The sequence below is a fragment of the Burkholderia sp. Bp8984 genome (assembly GCF_003853755.1).
Lineage (GTDB): Bacteria > Pseudomonadota > Gammaproteobacteria > Burkholderiales > Burkholderiaceae > Burkholderia.
The window spans coordinates 32,196-50,326 of record NZ_QTQN01000026.1 but is presented as its reverse complement, the minus strand read 5'-3'; the positions used below and the strand labels follow the sequence as shown (position 1 = coordinate 50,326).

General features: G+C 65.1%; 14 protein-coding genes. 12 read left to right on the top strand and 2 right to left on the bottom strand.

The genetic code is table 11. The features are described from left to right. Nucleotides 1-743: 743 nt before the first annotated feature. Together DID98_RS24475 and DID98_RS24470 are read left to right on the top strand one after the other, a co-directional pair. Entirely contained in the window at nt 744-2,702 is a 1,959-nt protein-coding gene (locus tag DID98_RS24475; protein ID WP_124520335.1) for a glycosyl transferase family protein, read from the top strand. Then, on the top strand, nt 2,699-4,393 hold the full coding sequence (locus tag DID98_RS24470) for a bacteriophage N4 adsorption protein A (protein WP_124520334.1): 1,695 nt from the start codon (nt 2,699-2,701) through the stop codon (nt 4,391-4,393). The genes DID98_RS24475 and DID98_RS24470 overlap by 4 nt, the downstream gene beginning before the upstream one ends. Nucleotides 4,394-4,434: 41 nt before the next feature. Here DID98_RS24470 and DID98_RS24465 read toward each other — a convergent pair whose 3' ends face one another. Then, nucleotides 4,435-5,403, bottom strand: coding sequence for a hypothetical protein (locus DID98_RS24465; RefSeq protein WP_409333446.1), 969 nt, complete (start codon nt 5,401-5,403; stop codon nt 4,435-4,437). Between the two features lie 90 nt (nt 5,404-5,493). Between DID98_RS24465 and DID98_RS24460 the strand changes: the two genes are divergently transcribed. The 6 genes from DID98_RS24460 (at nt 5,494) to DID98_RS24435 (ending at nt 11,679) form a co-directional block, all read left to right on the top strand. Further along, on the top strand, nt 5,494-5,931 hold the full coding sequence (locus tag DID98_RS24460) for a hypothetical protein (RefSeq protein ID WP_124520333.1): 438 nt from the start codon (nt 5,494-5,496) through the stop codon (nt 5,929-5,931). Nucleotides 5,932-6,057: 126 nt separating this feature from the next. Further along, the gene (locus DID98_RS24455; protein WP_044847580.1) at nt 6,058-7,293 is read left to right on the top strand and encodes a Crp/Fnr family transcriptional regulator; all 1,236 of its coding nucleotides are present in this window, start codon (nt 6,058-6,060) and stop codon (nt 7,291-7,293) included. A 22-nt stretch (nt 7,294-7,315) separates the two neighbouring features. Next, the gene (locus DID98_RS24450; protein ID WP_044847579.1) at nt 7,316-8,080 is read left to right on the top strand and encodes a flagellar motor protein; all 765 of its coding nucleotides are present in this window, start codon (nt 7,316-7,318) and stop codon (nt 8,078-8,080) included. Nucleotides 8,081-8,098: 18 nt separating this feature from the next. Beyond that, a complete protein-coding gene (locus DID98_RS24445; RefSeq protein WP_124520332.1) occupies nt 8,099-8,776 on the top strand; it encodes an OmpA family protein in 678 nt (225 codons plus the stop codon). A gap of 149 nt (nt 8,777-8,925) precedes the next feature. Further along, nucleotides 8,926-10,788 carry a methyl-accepting chemotaxis protein gene (locus DID98_RS24440; RefSeq protein WP_124523780.1) on the top strand — a complete coding sequence of 621 codons (1,863 nt, stop codon included), beginning with the start codon at nt 8,926-8,928 and terminating at the stop codon, nt 10,786-10,788. A 102-nt stretch (nt 10,789-10,890) separates the two neighbouring features. Next, a complete protein-coding gene (locus DID98_RS24435) occupies nt 10,891-11,679 on the top strand; it encodes a hypothetical protein (protein WP_124488822.1) in 789 nt (262 codons plus the stop codon). A 144-nt stretch (nt 11,680-11,823) separates the two neighbouring features. On the opposite strand, the gene wecB is transcribed toward DID98_RS24435, so the two are convergent. Further along, entirely contained in the window at nt 11,824-13,041 is a 1,218-nt protein-coding gene (gene wecB / locus DID98_RS24430; RefSeq protein ID WP_124488785.1) for a non-hydrolyzing UDP-N-acetylglucosamine 2-epimerase, read from the bottom strand. Nucleotides 13,042-14,313: 1,272 nt separating this feature from the next. Here wecB and glmS point away from each other — a divergent pair. From glmS to DID98_RS24410, 4 genes are all read left to right on the top strand, one after another. Further along, nucleotides 14,314-16,131, top strand: a complete 1,818-nt coding sequence (glmS, locus tag DID98_RS24425; protein ID WP_124520329.1) for a glutamine--fructose-6-phosphate transaminase (isomerizing) — start codon at nt 14,314-14,316, stop codon at nt 16,129-16,131. Nucleotides 16,132-16,674: 543 nt separating this feature from the next. Further along, complete coding sequence (locus DID98_RS24420) at nt 16,675-16,878, top strand: cold-shock protein (protein ID WP_006485974.1); 204 nt, start codon at nt 16,675-16,677, stop codon at nt 16,876-16,878. 280 nt (nt 16,879-17,158) lie between these two features. Beyond that, a complete protein-coding gene (locus DID98_RS24415; protein WP_044847573.1) occupies nt 17,159-17,383 on the top strand; it encodes a hypothetical protein in 225 nt (74 codons plus the stop codon). Between the two features lie 329 nt (nt 17,384-17,712). Continuing rightward, entirely contained in the window at nt 17,713-18,123 is a 411-nt protein-coding gene (locus DID98_RS24410) for a TIGR02594 family protein (protein ID WP_124488821.1), read from the top strand. The last annotated feature ends 8 nt before the right edge of the window (nt 18,124-18,131 follow it).

Here is an 18,131-nt window from a genome sequence, read left to right as displayed (position 1 = left end):
CTCGATAAACGTTTCACGCATGCAACGCGACCGGTTTCGGAAATTGGGTCCGACGAACGCGTAACGTCTGTTTGAGCGATTCAGGTGAAACCGGTTGCGTGCTTAGTTCCGCCCACGGCAACGCGGCAACCGAGCCGGCGGCGCATCCATCCAACGGCGACCGGAGCACCGGATTTTCGGTTTCATCGTCGATCCGTCCGTCCAGGATCGACGGAATCGCGTGACGCGCTCCGGTCGCGATGATCGGGGGCGAGGGTAGAGAACCTGCCAAACGTCTCATATTCGGAACGCCGGTCCGCATGTTTCAGCACTGAAACATTTGGCTCGGTTTCGATTCGCCGATCGTGTGCGGCACACGCCCGGTACCCGGAAGGCGCAAGGGTGGTGGACGATGGCGCACGACTTGCTTGAAGCGCTGTGTATCGAAGAGGCGGTGTATGGGGCGCACTGCAAGGCGCTGGATCGGGGGGCGGCTGCAAGCGCCGGCGCACGCAGGGGACGAATGCAGGCAAGCGGGGAAACCGGCTGTCAAAAGTCATCCACTGAACACGTTGCATTTTTGGTGATGTTGCGTGGTCGTATCAATAGCGCTCCAGGCAGCCTCGAGTCTTTTGAGAACGACGAGAACGGATGTGGCGTTAGCCGCAAGAGTGGACGTGACGGGGTCGACGGGGACAGGGCGGTTTCGTCTTCCGTTGGTGTGCGGAGAAGAAATACAGACGAGCGAAAATCGCGGAAAGGTAATGGATAATATGATATGGAGTGCGTATTTATATGCGCTCAACCTTGTCGCCATTGTGACCGCCCTCGTCATCCTGGTCAGCACGCTGGATGACCTGACGCTGGATGGCTGTTACTGGTCATTCGAAATCGGGCGCATCCTGCGTCGCGAGAAATCGCAGACCGTCGACATCGGCATGCTGCGCGCGCTGGAAGAGCGCCATCTCGCACTCATGGTGCCGGCATGGAAAGAGTACGACGTGATCGCCAAGATGATCGAAAACACGCTGGCGACCATCGAGTACGAGCGGTATGTCATCTTCGTCGGCACCTATCACAACGACGCCGAAACCACGGCGGAAGTCGAACGGATGGTCCGCCGGTATCCGGGCAGGGTGACGCGTGCCACGGTCATGAACGACGGGCCGACCTGCAAGGCGGACTGCCTCAACTGGATTCTCGAGGCGATCCTGCGTTACGAAGCGGTCCATCATATTCAGTTCGCGGGCGTCGTCATGCACGACTGCGAAGATGTCATTCACCCGGTCGAACTCAAGTACCTCAACCATGCGGTGGCGGAGAGCGATCTGGTCCAGCTTCCCGTGCTGTCATTGCCCCGGAAATGGAACGAGTTCGTCGCCGGCTGCTATCTCGACGATTTCAGCGAAACGCACCAGAAGGACGTGCCGGTGCGGGCACGCTTGACCGGGGTCGTGCCGGGCGCGGGTGTTGCATCGTGCTACAGCCGGCGTTCGATCGAAGCGGCGATGAAGGAGCGCAACGGTTGCCCGTTCAACACGAGTTCGCTGACCGAGGACTATGACTTCAGCTTTCGCTTGAGAGACCTCGGCATGAAGGAAACCTTCGCCCGCACGCCGCTTTCGGACATCGTGCGCGATGCCGGCGGCAATCGCGCCAAGGACGGTGCCGCCGGTCGAAACCTGCTGGCCACGCGCGAGTACTTTCCCAAGACATTCCGCACCGCCTACCGGCAGCGCGCGCGCTGGATTCTCGGCATTGCGTTTCAAGGCTGGGAGCAACTCGGCTGGAAGGGCGACTTCCTCACCCGCTACATGTTCTTCCACGATCGCAAGGGCATCGTGACGTCGCTGTTTTCGGTGATTGCCTATGGCGTGCTGCTCAACTTCGTGTTGCTTTCCTTTCTTCAGAATGCCGGTCACGTCATTCCCGCCAGCGCTCACCTCGTGACGGCCAGTGCCTGGGTCACGCCGCTGCTGTGGGTCAACACCCTCATGCTGTTCGCCCGTGCCGGACAGCGCTTCTACTTCGTCAGCAAGCTGAACGGCCCGCTCCAGGGGCTGCTCTCGATCCCGAGGATGTTCGTCAACAACCTGATCAATTTCTGCGCGGTGAGTCGCGCGTGGCGCATCTATGTCGGCCACCTGGTGAGCGGCAAGCCGATCGCATGGGACAAGACCAGTCACACATACCTGTCCAACGAAGAACTCGGGAAAGTGCGCCACAAGATCGGCGAGATCCTGGTCGGCTGGGGCGTGGTTTCCCCGGCGCAACTGGAGGACGGCCTCGAGCGGCAACTGACATGCGGCAAGCGGCTGGGCGAACTGTTGCTCGAAGCCAGTGCGTTGTCCACCGAATCGCTGGCGGATGCGATCGCCGAGCAGGCCGATCTGCCGCGGGTAAGCCTCGGCAACGTGGCGGTGGGCCACTTCGCGGACTCGCTGGCATTCGAGCTGCAGTACGCGTATCGTGTCGTCCCGTTTTCGACCGCCGCCGACGGGACGCTGAACGTCGCGGTAGGGCGGCCGCTCACGCAGGACGAACAGGACGTCGTGCGGCGCGGCGCCCGAACGAACGTTGCCTACTTCATTGCCTGCGATGCGGAGATCGCCGCCGAACTTGGCCGGCACTCGCGCTTCGTCGAAATCGCGCGGCTGCGCGACGGCGACGGCGCGACGCAGCAGGCAGTGCCGGTGAAAAAGCCGTCGGGAGAACAGGCATGAAGCGCTCGACACGTCCGATCGCGGCCGGCCTCAAGCGCTGCGCACGCTTGAGCGCGCTGGCCATTGCCCTGTCGCTCGCCTGGCAGGCGCCGGCATCCGCCGCCCAGCAGCTCAACCCCAAAGCCTATCGGCTCGCCGATGGCGCCTACAAGGCGATCAACGCAGGCGACCTGCCCCGCGCGGAAGCGTACGCGTTGCGCGCCCTCAAGATTCAGCCGGGAAGCGAGCAACTCGGGCTGTTGCTCGTGGATGTGTACCGGCGCGAAGGGAAAGTCGACGAAGCGGACGCGCTGCTGGAATCGCTTAGCGTTCGTTTTCCGAAAAGCGCGGCGGTACTGGCGCAGCATGGCTATCTGGCGCAGCGGCAGATGCGCTACGACGTCGCGTGCAGCAATTTCGCGGCGGCCGTCGCGACTGGAAACTGGAGCAAGGAGCAGCAGCGCAACTTGCGCCTCGCGTGGTCGGACAGTGCGCTCGCGGCGAAGCGTCCGCACGAGGCCGGCGTCGCGCTGGCGCCGCTGGCTGATGAAAAATCCGCCGTGATTCAGTTGCGTATCGCGCAGATGAGCTTGCAGGCGGGCGACCACGACAGCGCGCTCCGCGTGGCCGAGCTGGCGGCCGGCGACGCATCGACCGATGCCGAGCGGAGCATGGCCGAGTCGATCGCGGCACAGGCGCGGCAAGCCGATCAGCAGCCCGAGGTGCCGGTGGACGATACCGCGCAACGGACCTTGCAGCACGCCTATGATCTCCTGCGCGAACACAAGGATCGCGAGGCGCTCGACGCATTTCAGGAAGGTTTCGCCGGTGGCGCCGGCAACGCGATGAACTACGCGGACGCCGGCTATGCGGCCAAGCGGATCGGCTTGAACGAGCAGTCCGTCCAGATGTTCGAGCAGAGTCTCGACGCCGACGAAAACGAACATGCGTTCGACGCGCAGCGCAAGTTCGGCTATCGGCGAGAGGTCGAGCAACTCGAGCGCACCTGGGGTTTCGTGCTGAGTGCGCCATACCAGTCGGCCGCATTCGGCCCGCAAGGCACGATCAGCGTGCTCCAGCCGGGTATCGAGGCGTATTGGCAGCCGCCGAAGATCGGCTATCGGAACGGCCGCATTCTTCAGTTCTTCGTGCGCGGATACGGCACGGCCTACGACGGCACGGGCAACGTGACCGGCATGCCGACCGTGCAGGGGTCGGTGGGCGTGCGCTACAAGCCGATACCCGATCAGAACGTGGTGGTGACCGCCGAGCGGTTGTTCCATATCGGCAGCCTGTCGATGACGGACTGGCTGATGCGCCTGGGTTACTCGTCGGAGGCGGGCACCGACCTGCGGGTCACCGAACCGAGCTGGCGCAGCTGGCAGGCCTATGTAGAAGGTGCGTACTTCATCAATGCCGGGCGTTACATCATCTATTCGGAGTTGCGTTACGGGCACACGTGGCGCTTGCCGATGATCAGCGACCGGCTGACCGTCTACCCGCACGCCGCGGTGGCGGGCGATCACGACAACCGTCAGCCTGACAAGACGGCAATCGGTGCGGGGCCAGGGGTCCAGTTCAGGTACTGGTTTCGCGAAGGCAGGTATACCGCGCCGGCGAGCTATCTCGACGTGACGGTGCAATACCGGTTCGGGTTGACGTCAGCGGCACGCGCACGTGGTCTCGTGGTACGCGCGACATTGTGGTTCTGAGCAACTGCGCTGACGATCAGGCGACTCGATGGTGAGGCTGATCAGCTGGGCGACTTGAGCGTGATGATCGTTTGACGCAGCAGCTGGAAGTACGAGCTGGTCGAATACGGAAGCATCTGCTCGACGTAGTTCCACCAGAAGAATCCGCCGATGAAACGCGGATCGGTCATGCTGTTGACCATCGGGTAGTAGGTCTTGATCAGGTTCTGCTGCACCGACGCAGGCGCCGCGATATCCGACGTGCCGATTTCGCCGAAGCCGACCTTCGCGTTCGGGAAGATGCTTTCCAGCGCCGCGAAGTCGTTGTTCCACGACGGATTCAGCCCCGGGCAATCCTGGTACGGGTAGTAGCTGAACAGCGCGTAGTCGGCCTGCTGGCGAACCGTTGCGGGCAGGAACGCGGTCGGCCACGTCTTCCAGTAATCCTGCGGCTTCTCCCAGCAGTTGTTGCCCTTGCTGTCGTCGTTGTAGTACAGCGTGATCGCAGTCTTGCCGCCGTTCGATTTGACGATCGTGTTGGCCGCGGCGACCATCTGGCCGATCTGCTGCTCTTCCGAATTGACCACGGTGTTCGTGCCGCTCGGATCGTTGCGCAGCCATTCGCCGTTGATTTCGTTGGCGATTTCCCACACGTCGACCGTGTTCTTCAGCTGCGACACCAGTTCCTGCGTGCGCGCCTTGTACGTCGTGATATCCGTCGGGAAATAGTACGAATCGTAGACTTCGCCCATCACGTATGCGACCGAGTGCAGGCGCAGCAGCGGTGCGTAGTAGTCGGCGGCCGACGTGCCCGGATCGAACACGACGCGCACCGTCGGTCGGTACGGCAGGTTCTGCAGCGACGCGATGATCGCATCCAGTTTCGTCAGGTCATCGAGCGTGACGCCGTAGACCGGATTCTTCAGCGGTTCGACCTGGGCGTTGGCGGTTTGGGACAAGGGTATCAGCCCGGCATAAGCAACGCATGCGGCAATGGCCGTGCGTGAGATGGTTTTCGTCAGTTTAATCAAAACTTCGGTTCCGTCCTAAGGTAAGAAGAAGCGCGATTTTAGACGAAAATAAAAGGTAATTATCGGACGATATGCGCAATAAGGGGGCGGATGCTGCGGAATGGAAATTGCTGCGCGGCTGGCTGGCGATCAAAAACGCAGCATCCCGAAACGTTTGCAAGCGGGCATCGGGACGACCGGCGGAACGGCGAATCTCCTGACGACCGGGCGTGGTGGCGCATTCGGGTATACGCGCTGCGATTCGGCTTCGGCTTCGCGGTCGGCTTCGACATCGGCTTCGGCTTCGGCGTCGGCATCGACTTCGACTTCGACTTCGACTTCGACTTCGACTTCGACATCGGCTTTGACATCGGCTTCGACATCGACTTCGCCATCGTCAACACTGCCGTGCTCACGATCGGCCGCATCGTTCGCGATGGCCAGGCGGTGATCCGCTCACGGGCGGTGCCGCACGCAAGCGCACGCATCGAAGAATCTGCTGACGATGCTGGCAATCCGCAAACGTTTCACGTTGATTTTCGTCGGTAACGCGCAGGATTTCGCTAAAGGATGCCGGCGCCGATGACGTTAAACGGGCACGGGGATGACTGCCGATCGCATGCATGTGACATGCGACGCGCAGTCCGCAACAACCAGCGCTGCAGGGGAACCAACATGAATCGTCAGCAATCGTGGACGCGTACGGCCGCGCCCGGCGAGATCATCTACTCGGAGGGCTTCGCCGGCGAGCCCGTCATCTTTCTGATCGCCGACGGCAAGGTCGAGCTGTCGACGCGCTGCGACGACAAGCGCGTCGTCGTCGCGACGCTCGGGCGCGGCGAGTTCTTCGGCGAATCGGCGCTGCTCGCCGCCGAGCCGCGCGCGCATACCGCGAAGGCGCTGTCGTTCTGCCAGCTCACGGTCGTGCCGGCCGCGACGATCGACGAGGAAATCGAGCACGTGTCGGCGCTGCTTCGCCACATCGTGCGCACGATGATCCGGCGCGTGAAGCGCAAGGACGACCAGCTCGCGACCTATACGCATGCCGACTTCATGCCGGGCGTGCTGTCGTATGCGCACGTGCTGTCGCTGATGGCGGGCGCCGACGCGCGCGGCTCCGATGACGCGTGGTCGCGGCGGCCGATGCAGGCACATGCGGAGGTGTCGGTGCCGCTCGCGGAGGTGATCCGCCGGTGCCGCGCGATTGCCGGCCATTCGCGCCCGCACGTGCTTGCGATGCTGCGCCGCATGGAGAAGCTCAATCTCGTCACGATCGAAGCCGCGCAGGGCGACCATGCCGGCGGCGCGGCCGATTACCCGGCGTCGTCGGATGCGCGCCAGACCGTCACGTTCGATGCGGCGCGCGTGGTCGATCGCGCGCAGCAGGTTGCCGATCACGATCTCGACGTGTCGATCAACAGCGAGCTGGAGCTGATCGAGCTCGCCGATCTCGAAGCGCTGATCGGCGTCGACCGGAAGCTGCTGCTCAACAAGCTGTCGCACGGCGAGATCGCCGACGAGGTGTTCGCGTTCCGCAAGTCGAAGGTGCTCGGTTACGTCGGGCAGAAAGGCGTCGCGTATTTCTCGCGGCGCAGCCCGCGCGCCGGCGGCGACGTGCGCGCGCTCGAGGATCTCGTGGGGGTCGACCAGCGCACGTTGTTCGACGTGATCAGCGCATTCGATACGTACGATCTCGCGAAGCTGATCGCGAGCCTCGACGATCGCGCGGTGGCCGACAAGCTGTTCTCGGTGATGACGGAAGCGCGGCGCAACGAGGTGTCGTGGGTGATGCGCCGCGAGCTCAAGCTCGACCCGATCGAGATCGAGGAGATCGAGCGGCGCGTGCTCGATGCCGTGCGCGCGGCCAAGGCGCCGGCGGCGTCCGTGCCGCCGGCTTCATCCGCCGCGTAACGCCCACCCGACGGAGACATCCATGGACCTGTTGACCCTGGCCGGCGTGCTGCTCGGCGGCGTGGCGATCGTGTTCGGCTTCGCGCTGGAAGGCGGACATTTTTCAATGTTGTTCCAGTTCGAAGCGCTCGTGATCGTGCTCGGCGGCACGCTCGGCGCGGTGATGATCCAGAATACGTGGGCGCGCTTCTTCGATGCGGTGAAGCAGCTGCGGCTCGCGTTCGTGCGCGCGCAGGAAGTCGACCGCAAGCACCTGACCGACCTGCTGGAGTGGGGCGATCGCGCGAAGCTCGACGGGCTGCTCGCCTTCGAATCGATGGACGTGAGCGGCATCCATCCGTTCGCGCGGCGCGGGCTCGAACTGCTCGCGAACGGCGTGTCGACCGCGGTGCTCGAGGACGCGCTGCAGCGCGAGCTCGACGCCTACGAGCGCAGCCGCCTCGCGGCCGCGCGCGTCTGGCACCAGGCCGGCGGCTATGCGCCGACGTTCGGCATTCTCGGCTCGGTGCTCGGGCTGGTGCAGGTGACGAGCCATATTCTCGAACCGGCGCAGCTCGGGCCGGGCATCGCGGTCGCGTTCATCGCGACGCTCTACGGCCTCGCGTTCGCGAACCTCGTGTTTCTGCCGCTCTACGGCAAGCTGCGCGCGCAGATCGACAGCGAACTGCGGTTCCGCAAGCTGTATCTCGACGGCTTGCTCGCGATCTCGCGCAAGGAGTCGCCTCACACGATCGAGACGCGGCTGACCGGCGACGTGCGCGGCCGCGCGGCGGAATCGCTCGCATGACGCACCGGGAGCTTCGACATGACCGCTCGAACTGACGGCGCGCGCGCGGGTTCGGCCGCGGCCGGGCGCGACGACGATGAGGCCGAAGGCACGCAGTCCGGGCGCTGGCTGATTTCCTACGCGGATCTCGTCACGACGCTGATGGTGCTGTTTCTCGCGCTGTACGTGCTGCAGCTCGCGAAATACAACGCGCTCGATGCGCGTTATCAGACGCTTGCGCGGCATGACGGCGGGACGGCAAGCGCGCCCGACGCAGCGACCGGGCGCATGCCCGCGTGGCTCGCATCGCTCGACGCGCTGAAGACGACCGGCCGCATCTCGCTCGTGCGCGCGCCGCACGGCATCGAGATCGGCATCGACGCGAAGATCCTGTTCAACGTCGGCGATGCGCGCTTGCTGCCGGACGCGACACCGGTGCTGAGCCAGATCGCGCAGGCGCTGAGCGCGCATGCGAGCGGCGACATCCTCGTCGAAGGGCATACCGACAGCGTGCCGATCGCGAACGCGAAATACGAGTCGAACTGGGAGCTGTCGTCCGCGCGGGCGGGCAGCGTCGTGCGCTATCTGGCCGATCGCGGCGTCGCGCCGCACCGGCTCGCCGCGATCGGGCGGGCCGATACGCAGCCGCTCGTCGCGGGCGACGATGCGGCCGCGCGGGCGCGCAACCGGCGGGTGACGATCTTCGTCGCGTATTGAGCGCGCGAATCTCGACGGGCGCGCGACGGCCGCCCGTCGACGACATATCGGATCTCGGATGACGAACATGTGAACCCGGCGATGCGATTCCGCGCGTGCCTGCCGATAACCCAGGCTGGCTCAGACCGAGCGGTTATCGAGGGTTCCCCATGCATTTCTGGCGCAAGCTGTCCATTCAGAACAAGCTGATTCTCAGCATGACGAGTTGCCTGCTCGTGTTCGTCGCGATTTCGAGCGGGTTGAGCGTCCGTCTGATCGGCAACGCCGTGCGCGATCGCGTCGTCCGCGAGGAACTGCCGACGGCCGTGAGCGGCATCCGCGCCGACGTGCAGCGGCAGATGGCCGGGCCGATTGCCGCGTCGCGCCTCCTTGCGCGCGATGCGTTCCTGCTGCAATGGGAGGCCGACGGCGAACCCGATGCCGGCACGCGCAGCTGGATTCAGCTGGCGAAGAACGTGAAGGACGAGCAGAAGGCGGCGTCCGTGCAGTGGGTGTCGGTGAAGAGCGGCAACTACTACAACGAAGCCGGCCTGCAGCGGAAGGTCACCGACCAGGATCGGTGGCTGACGGATTTCCTCGCGTCGGGCAAGGCCTACGAGGTGAACATGGACCGCGAGGTCACGGCCGGCGGCTACATGATGTTCATCAACAGCCGGGTGGAGCTCGACGGCACGCCGATCGGCGCGGCCGGCATGAGCCTGTCCGTCGACGCGCTCGCGAAGGGAATCGCCGCATACCGGATCGGCGACACCGGGTTTGCGTACCTCGTGCGGCCGGACGGCGCGATCATGATGCATCGCGATGCGTCGCTGATCGACGGCAAGCACTTCCTGAAGGACGAACCGGGCCTGCCCGGCGACGCATCGTCGACGCTGCTGGCCGGCAAGCCGTATGCGACGCTGAGCTACGACGGCGACGGCGGCGCGCGCTTCATCGCGACGTCGTTCGTTCCGGAGCTGAATGCGTACGTGGTCGTCGAAGTGCCGCAGGCCGAGCTGCTCGGGCCGGTGACGCGTGCGATTCGCAGTGCGTCGCTCGTCGCCGCGATCGCGGGCCTCGGCGTCGCGCTGGTCGTGATCTGGCTGGTCGGGCGTGCGATCGCAGCGCCGATCCGCCGCGCGGCGACGCTGCTGTCGGACATCGCGAGCGGCCAGGGCGACCTGACGCGCCGGATGACGGTCGAAAGCCAGGACGAGATCGGCCAGCTGTCGGACGCGTTCAACCGTTTCGTATCGTCGTTGTCGACGCTCGTCCACCGGATCCGCGCGGCGTCCGCGTCGATTGCGACCGGGTCCGCGCAGATCGCGTCGGGCAATGCCGACCTCAGCGAACGCACCGAAGGGCAGTCGGGCAACCTCGAGCGGACGGCTTCGTCGATGGAGGAAATCACGGCGGTCGTGCGCAACAACACCGAAACCGCGACGACGGCCGCGCAGCTGATCACCGGCGCCGCTGACACGGCGACGCGCGGCGGGCAGGTCGTGGGCGAAGTCGTGACCACGATGGAGCAGATCAGCGATGCGTCGCGGCGGATCGCCGAGATCATCGTGATGATCGACGGCATCTCGTTCCAGACCAACATCCTCGCGCTGAATGCGGCGGTCGAGGCCGCCCGCGCCGGCGAGCAGGGGCGCGGGTTCGCGGTCGTCGCGGCGGAAGTGCGGAACCTCGCGCAGCGCAGCGCGCAGGCGGCGAAGGAGATCAAGGCGCTGATCGAGCACAGTGCGGGGACGGTGAGCACCGGGTCGCGGCTCGTCGGCGAGGCCGGGAAGGTGATGCGCGATGTCGTGTCGCAGGTGCAGGGCGTCAGCGCGATGATGAGCGAGATCGCCGAGGCGAGCCTGGAGCAGAGCGCGGGCATCGACCAGATCGGCGATGCGGTGCAGTCGCTCGATCAGATGACGCAGCAGAACGCGGCGCTGGTCGAGGAAAGCGCCGCGGCCGCGGAGAGCCTGAAGCAGCAGGCGGCGGATCTGACGCGCCTGGTATCGGCGTTCAAGGTAAATGAATAGCGTCCGCGCGACGTTAGAATGAACGCGTTTCTGGGGGACGGCTGCCGTGGGGATACGGTAGCCGTTTTCGCTGTCAGCGCGGGAATCGGTGACGTCATAAAAATGAAGCGCATTTCAAGACTGAAGATCGGGGTGGGGGCGGTGGCGGTCGCGGCGGTGCTCGCCGCGGTCGGGGCGAAGGTGATCGCATCGCCGGCGGATGCGTATCTTGCCTATCGGAAGCAGGCCGCGGCGGCCGTGGCGGCGGCCCGGATGGAGGATCGGGCGGGCCTCGACCGGCAGTACACGGCCGACGTGAACGCGCGGCTCGCCAAACTAATTGGCACGGTCAGGGCGAGAGGGTTCGTTGCGCAGGCTGAGGGCACGGTGCAGAGCGTTGGCCCGGTCGACGGGATGCCGCCGGGGCCGGACGGGTTGTCCTTCAAGTCGGACGACGGCAAGACGCATCTCGTCGTGACGACCGTTCCGCTGCTGAAGGCCTGGGCGAGCACGGCGGACGCCGGCATCAAGCCGACCGACGACGTCGCCGCGATGTTCGGCAACGAAACGCTTTACACGCACGTATTCAGCGACGATGCCGCCGCGTTTCGCTTCGCCGAGTTGCCCGTCAAGCGGCAGCCGGCCGACGGCGTGGTGAAGGCGTGGCTGCTGGGCGAAAGCCAGGACGGCGTGCCGGACGGGCCGAACACGCTGGCCGTGTCGGTCCGGCAGGGCCAACGCGTCTATATCCTGTGGCGGGGCGTGACGCTGCGCCCGATCGCGGCGTGCGGCGCGGCGCGCGTGCCCGAGAACGCGCGGCAGGCGTGTTTCGCCAGGCAGGTGGGGACCCAGCGGATTTATCCGCGGCTGGTCGCGCAGGCGCAATCGATGGCCGATGCCGTGGTCCGATAGCGGGATAGCGGGCGGCAGACACGGGTCGCAGCCGTCGCTCGCACGGCGCGATTCGACAGCGCTGGATGGAGGTTCGCGTCCGACGAATGACGGTCGGCGACATCACGCGTCGCCGACCGTCGGCATGCCGTCCGGCGAGCGACTTCAACGCGAGCGCAACGCCTGCAACCCCAGGGTGAGCGGGTTGAACGGCATCTCCGCGGCGCCCATCGAAAAGCTCGTCGCCTTTGCGGTCGCCCCGGGCGCGTGCATCAGCGCATGAACGATCCGCTCGCTCGCATGGCCGTCGCCATACGGATTGCTCGCGCGCGCCATTTCCTCGTACGCGCTGTCGCTGTCGAATAGCCGCGACGCCTCCCAGACGATCCGCTCCTGGTCCGTGCCGACGAGCCGTGCGGTGCCGGCGTGGATCGCTTCGGGCCGCTCGGTCGTCTCGCGCGTGACGAGCACCGGCTTGCCGAGTGCCGGCCCTTCCTCCTGGATGCCGCCCGAATCGGTGATGATGAAGTGCGAGCGTGACATCAGGAATACGAACGAAAGATATTCCTGGGGTTCGATCAGGTAGATGTTCGGTACGCTGCCGAGCAGCGCGCGCGCCGGCTCGCGCACGTTCGGATTCAAGTGCAGCGGATAGACGAACTGCGCATCGGGATAGCGCTTCGCGAGCGTGCAGAGCGCCTCGCAGAAATGCCGGAATGGTTCGCCGAAACTCTCGCGGCGATGGCCTGTGATCAGCACGACGCGGCGCGACGCTTCGAGAAACGGAAAGTGTGCGGCGACCTTGTCGTGGAGCGCGCTATCGTGGTCGAGCATGCGCTTGACGTCGTGCAGCGCATCGATCACGGTGTTGCCCGTCATCACGACCGCACCCACCGGCACGCCTTCGCTGAACAGGTTGTCGCGCGCCTGGCCCGTCGGCGCGAAATGCCATGACGACACCGCATCGGTCACGCGGCGATTCAATTCCTCCGGCCACGGCGACCAGATGTCGCCGCTGCGCAGGCCCGCTTCCACGTGCCCGACTGGCAGATAGCGGTAGAACGCCGCGATACTGACGGCCAGCGTCGTCGTCGTGTCGCCGTGCACCAGCACGACGTCCGGACGCAAGTCGTCGAAGACGGTCCCGATCGCCTGAAGAATGCCGGTCGTCACGTCGGTCAGCGTCTGGCTCTGACGCATCAGGTTGAGATCGTAGTCGGGCTTGATGTCGAACAACGTAAGGACCTGATCCAGCATTTCCCGATGCTGGGCGGTCACGCATACGCGGGCATCGACATCCTTGCGCGCCTTCAGCGCGCGGACGAGCGGCGCCATCTTGATGGCTTCCGGTCGAGTTCCGAACACAAGCAAGATCTTTTTCATCGATGTCCTCGTTGAGCATCTTCGCGCCGGAAGATCCGGCGTCTGGCGCCAGGCATGGTTGCAGGCAACCCGTCCCGTCCCCGCATGTATCGGCGCCAGTCGCGCGACATGCAGCGGTATTGCGGGGCGAGCGCGCCGTTTTTGTCCGCGTGGTCTGCGCCACGCAATCGTCGAACTACGGCCGTCCCGTTGCACCTCGTCAATCACGTCATGAGCATTTCTCGCTGTGTCGATCGCCATGTCTGCCGGTCAGGCCGCGTACGTTTCCACGTCGCTGCGCGCCCGCACCCGTTCCTCCTTCCGATAGAGCAATATTCAAACCAGTGGCCCTGTGGCCGGCCCCGCTTCGCGCCGCACCGGTGGAATGCCAGGGAACGTTTCACAATTGCTACGAGCGCGATTGCGGCGCCCTGCCGCGGTGCGGGTAAAAATCCGACCGTTTGCGCCATCGAGCCGGTCACGTCATGCGGAGGATGGCGACTTGCGTCGCGCGCTGGCTGCCGATCGAACCGCATGCGCCGTGTCACGCGCCTCGGAGCGTTTCGACATGCGAGTTTTGTCCGGGCAACCCGGGGGACGTCGTCGGCTGCCACGCAGTGGTTCCGCACGAAGGATGACCCTGACGAATCGCGGCGCTCGCATCGTCCGTAGCGGGCGATGCGAAATGTTGCGTATCTGTAACGACCGCCCGGAGCCGGCCGGCCATATCCGCACGTCGGTTGGTCGATGTGTGCCATGCCGCGCACGGAGCGTTGCCGGACAAGAGCCCTGCAACGACAGCCTGCAGCGGTCGACCAGCAGAAAGGGTGGCGCGCGACGTTTCGGTTCACTGAAGGCGGAAGATCCCGCTAGGGGGGAGGTGAACCCTGATTCACCGGTGAATCAAAAACACGCGATCCGTGCCGCGAGCCCGTCGATCGGGTACCCGCAGGCCATTGCATCACGGGGCAGGGCGATCCATGGCTCACCGCTTGCTTTGTTCAGGAGGACAGGCGTGCCCGTCCGAGTTCGAGCGACGACGGAAGGGCGGGGATACCGATACGACAAACCTGCCAGGCGCGACGACACGTGCCGGGCGGGCGGCGTGCAGGCCGCGCTTGACCGCGCATCACGGCAGGTTGCCGACGCGACGGAGTGTGCCGGCCATTACGCCGATGCCGCCCCGCTCGCTCCCGCCCATGCGGGTTCACGATGGCGAAGACAACGGTGACCGGATCGCGTTGATACAGAAGCGCACGGTCGATCAACGGAAACAGGGGAAGGAGACGTGTCATGTGTGGCATCGTCGGCGCGGTCGCGCAACGGAACGTCGTTCCGATTCTGATCGAAGGTTTGCGCCGCCTCGAGTATCGAGGCTACGATTCATGCGGCGTGGCGACCGTCGTCGACGGCCAGGCGCGCCGCGAACGCAGCGTGTCGCGCGTCGCCGATCTCGACGCGCACGTGCGCAGCGCCGGGCTGTCCGGTAGCACCGGCATCGCGCACACCCGTTGGGCGACGCACGGCGCGCCCGCCACCTGCAACGCGCATCCGATCTTCTCGCGCGACGAGATCGCGCTCGTGCACAACGGCATCATCGAGAATCACGAGACGTTGCGCAGGCAACTGTCCGACGAGCATTACCAGTTCGATGGCCAGACCGACACCGAGGTCGTCGCCCACCTGATCCACAGCAAGTACCACGGCGACCTGCTCGCCGCCGTGCGCGATGCGACGTCGCAGCTGCACGGCGCATACGCGATCGCGGTGTTCAGCAAGCACGAGCCGCAGCGGCTGATCGGCGCGCGGGTCGGCTCGCCGCTCGTCGTCGGCCTGAAGGACGACGAATGCTTCCTCGCGTCCGACGCGCTCGCGCTCGCCGGCATCACCGACCGCTTCATCTTTCTCGAGGAGGGCGACATCGTCGAATTGACGCCGGGCGGCGTGCGCATTCTCGAACGCGGCGGCACGCCGGTCGATCGTCCGATCCAGACCGTCTCGTCGACGCAAGGCTCGGTCGAGCTCGGACCGTACCGGCATTTCATGCAGAAGGAGATCTTCGAGCAGCCGCGGGCCGTGGCCGCGACCATCCCCGATGCGGGGCTGTTCGATCCGGCGGCGTTCGGCCCCGATGCCGCGCGCGCGTTCGAGCAGATCGACAACGTGCTGATCCTCGCGTGCGGCACGAGTCACTATTCCGGCCTGACCGCGCGCCGCTGGCTCGAGACGATCGCGCGCCTGCCGGCGCAGGTCGAGATCGCGAGCGAATACCGTTACAGCGATGCGCTCGCGCTGCCGAATACGCTCGTGGTCGGCGTGTCGCAATCCGGCGAGACCGCCGACACGCTCGCCGCGCTCAAGTATGCGCAGGCGCTCGGGCATATCGATACGCTCGCGATCTGCAACGTGCCGACCAGCGCGATGATGCGGCAGACGAGCCTGCGGTTCCTGACGCGCGCCGGCCCGGAAATCGGCGTCGCGTCGACCAAGGCGTTTACGACCCAGCTCGTCGCGCTGTTCATTCTCGCGGTGACGCTCGGCCGGTTGCGCGGCTACGTCGACGATGCGCAGCTTGCGCGCTATGCGACGCAGCTGCGGCGGCTGCCGGGCGCGCTCGACGACGTGCTCGCGCTGGAGCCGCAGATCGAGCGCTGGGCCGCGGAATTCTCGCGGCACGAGAATGCGCTGTTTCTCGGGCGCGGGCTGCATTACCCGATCGCACTCGAAGGGGCGCTGAAGCTGAAGGAGATTTCGTATATCCACGCGGAAGCGTATCCGGCCGGCGAGCTGAAGCACGGGCCGCTCGCGCTCGTGACACACGCGATGCCGGTCGCGACGATCGCGCCGAACGACGCGCTGCTCGAGAAGCTCAAGTCGAACATGCAGGAAGTGCGGGCGCGGGGCGGTCAGCTGTACGTGTTCGCCGATGCCGATACGCGGATCGACGGCAGCGAAGGCGTGTCGGTGATGAGGATGCCAGATTACTACGGGCTGCTGTCGCCGATCCTGCACGTCGTGCCGCTGCAACTGCTCGCGTATCACGCCGCGTGCCTGCGCGGCGCGGATATCGACAAGCCGAGGAACCTGGCGAAATCGGTGACGGTCGAGTGACGGGCAGGGCCGGCCGACGATTGCCGGCCGGCCCGCGCGGACGGTCAGCGCAAGGCCGCCGCCCGGGCCTTCACGATCTTGCCCCGCTGCAGCACGTACGCGACACGTTCGCCTTCTCCCGCGACGAGGCCGATATCGTCGAGCGGATTTCCGGCGAGCACGACGACGTCATGGGCGCAGGGAATCGGAGGAGGCTGTCGACACGATACGGGCGGATCGAACGGAAACCGGAAGGCGGGAAAATCGTTGCCGATCGGCCCGTTCGTGCGGAGATCATGTGCAACGCGCGCCCGGCCAGGCCACGCGCGCCGTCAGTCAGGGCCGCATCGCTTCGCCCGAACAGCGGGTCGCGGGGTAAAACAGTTACAAGTTAGCCGTTGACGCGCATCTCCCCGGCAGTTAGTGTGTGCGTCGAAGTCCAAGAAGTCCGATTGCTGTTCATCAATTGCTCGCTCTCCTCAGCGGTATTCGTTGTCCTCTCCCTCCTTGATGCTTCACGCGCTCTCCAGCAGGGCAAATCTTCATTTTTCTCAAGGAATCTTCATGGATACCGGTATCGTCAAGTGGTTCAACGACAGCAAAGGCTTTGGCTTCATCACGCCGGACAACGGCGGCGACGACCTGTTCGCTCATTTCTCGGAAATTCGTGCCGACGGCTTCAAGACGCTGGCCGAAAACCAGAAAGTGAGCTTCGAGACGAAGCAAGGCCCGAAGGGTCTGCAAGCGGCCAACATCAAGCCGCTGTAAAGTCTGAAGGGCCCGGCCATCCCACGATGGGCGCCGGGCCGCAGCGACATCCGCACGGAGCTTGGTCTCGTAAAGTTGGCGCGCTCGTTTCCGGCTGCGTCTGCTCATTGAGCCGCCAACCAGGCGCCATACACCTCGCTGCACTTCGTTCCCCCTCCGGCCGCAGCGCCGTATTTTCGCTTTCCGACTGCTTCGGGTTCAGCTCGCAATGGCGTTGGATCGGCGCATCCGTGCACATTTCGCACGGCACGCGCGCAGCCGAACATTATTAAAATTAAAAATGCAAAACACACAAAATCATCAATACAACGGCTATGCCGTCCGGCCCTCGGCGCATCGTTTGCCCGATGGCAGTTTTTCAGCCAACCTGCTGCTCGAGCGCATCGATAGCGCGTCTGTCGAAGGCCGCTACCGGTTCTATTCGCTCGATTACTTCGCGAGTGAAGCGCAGGCATTGCGGCACTCGGAACGCTGGGCACGCAACTGGGTCGATACGCGCGGTTAAAGGCAGCGCCGTGGGACCGGATACCCGACGCATGTGAGTCGCCCGGGCGCGCAACAATGCGCGCCCGAACCTCGCGTGCGATCGACTCCGTACCTCCCGACTGGAGCCGCGCGCTCGATTCGGGTTACCGGATTTTCCTTTCGACGCCGGCGGCGCATGACGCCATCCCGGCGTCGAAGCGGGTGGCGTACATGAGAGGCCTGGGCTGACCGAACGGTGGTGCCGACCTCCGCATCCGTGCGAAGATTGCACGCACATCACACTCGCCCGAGAACGACGTGACCCGAGCAAATCCTGAGCGCAACCCGGACGCCGCCGATCCGCCGTGGATGGCCGTCGCCCTGGCCGAACTCGGCATCCGCCGCCATCCGCCCGGCAGCGTGAACCCGCGCATCGTCGAGTACAACAACCGGACGAATCTGGTCGGCTACGACGACAAGATTTCCTGGTGCTCTTCGTTCGTCAACTGGTGCATGACGCATGCGGGCATCCGCGGCACGGGGTCCGCGCTCGCGCGTTCGTGGCTCGAATGGGGCCGCCCGCTGGACCGCCCGGTCTACGGCTGCATCGCGATCCTGACGCGTGACGATCCCGCGAGCTGGAAAGGGCATGTCGGGTTCTACTTGCGCCACGACGACGAGCACGTGCATCTGTTCGGCGGCAATCAGCTTGAAGAGGTACGCGAGCTTGCGTACCCGCTGAACGAAGTGATCGGTTACCGTTGGCCCGACGCGGGATGACCTCGTCC

Excerpts from the sequence above, each read along its gene's own strand:
- DID98_RS24475 (WP_124520335.1), top strand. The coding sequence starts at position 744 with ATGGATAATATGATATGGAGTGCGTATTTATATGCGCTCAACCTTGTC.
- DID98_RS24415 (WP_044847573.1), top strand. The coding sequence starts at position 17,159 with ATGCAAAACACACAAAATCATCAATACAACGGCTATGCCGTCCGGCCC.
- glmS (WP_124520329.1), top strand. The coding sequence starts at position 14,314 with ATGTGTGGCATCGTCGGCGCGGTCGCGCAACGGAACGTCGTTCCGATT.
- DID98_RS24420 (WP_006485974.1), top strand. The coding sequence starts at position 16,675 with ATGGATACCGGTATCGTCAAGTGGTTCAACGACAGCAAAGGCTTTGGC.
- DID98_RS24450 (WP_044847579.1), top strand. The coding sequence starts at position 7,316 with ATGGACCTGTTGACCCTGGCCGGCGTGCTGCTCGGCGGCGTGGCGATC.
- DID98_RS24455 (WP_044847580.1), top strand. The coding sequence starts at position 6,058 with ATGAATCGTCAGCAATCGTGGACGCGTACGGCCGCGCCCGGCGAGATC.
- DID98_RS24435 (WP_124488822.1), top strand. The coding sequence starts at position 10,891 with ATGAAGCGCATTTCAAGACTGAAGATCGGGGTGGGGGCGGTGGCGGTC.
- DID98_RS24445 (WP_124520332.1), top strand. The coding sequence starts at position 8,099 with ATGACCGCTCGAACTGACGGCGCGCGCGCGGGTTCGGCCGCGGCCGGG.
- DID98_RS24410 (WP_124488821.1), top strand. The coding sequence starts at position 17,713 with ATGGCCGTCGCCCTGGCCGAACTCGGCATCCGCCGCCATCCGCCCGGC.
- wecB (WP_124488785.1), bottom strand. The coding sequence starts at position 13,041 with ATGAAAAAGATCTTGCTTGTGTTCGGAACTCGACCGGAAGCCATCAAG.
- DID98_RS24470 (WP_124520334.1), top strand. The coding sequence starts at position 2,699 with ATGAAGCGCTCGACACGTCCGATCGCGGCCGGCCTCAAGCGCTGCGCA.
- DID98_RS24440 (WP_124523780.1), top strand. The coding sequence starts at position 8,926 with ATGCATTTCTGGCGCAAGCTGTCCATTCAGAACAAGCTGATTCTCAGC.
- DID98_RS24460 (WP_124520333.1), top strand. The coding sequence starts at position 5,494 with ATGCTGCGGAATGGAAATTGCTGCGCGGCTGGCTGGCGATCAAAAACG.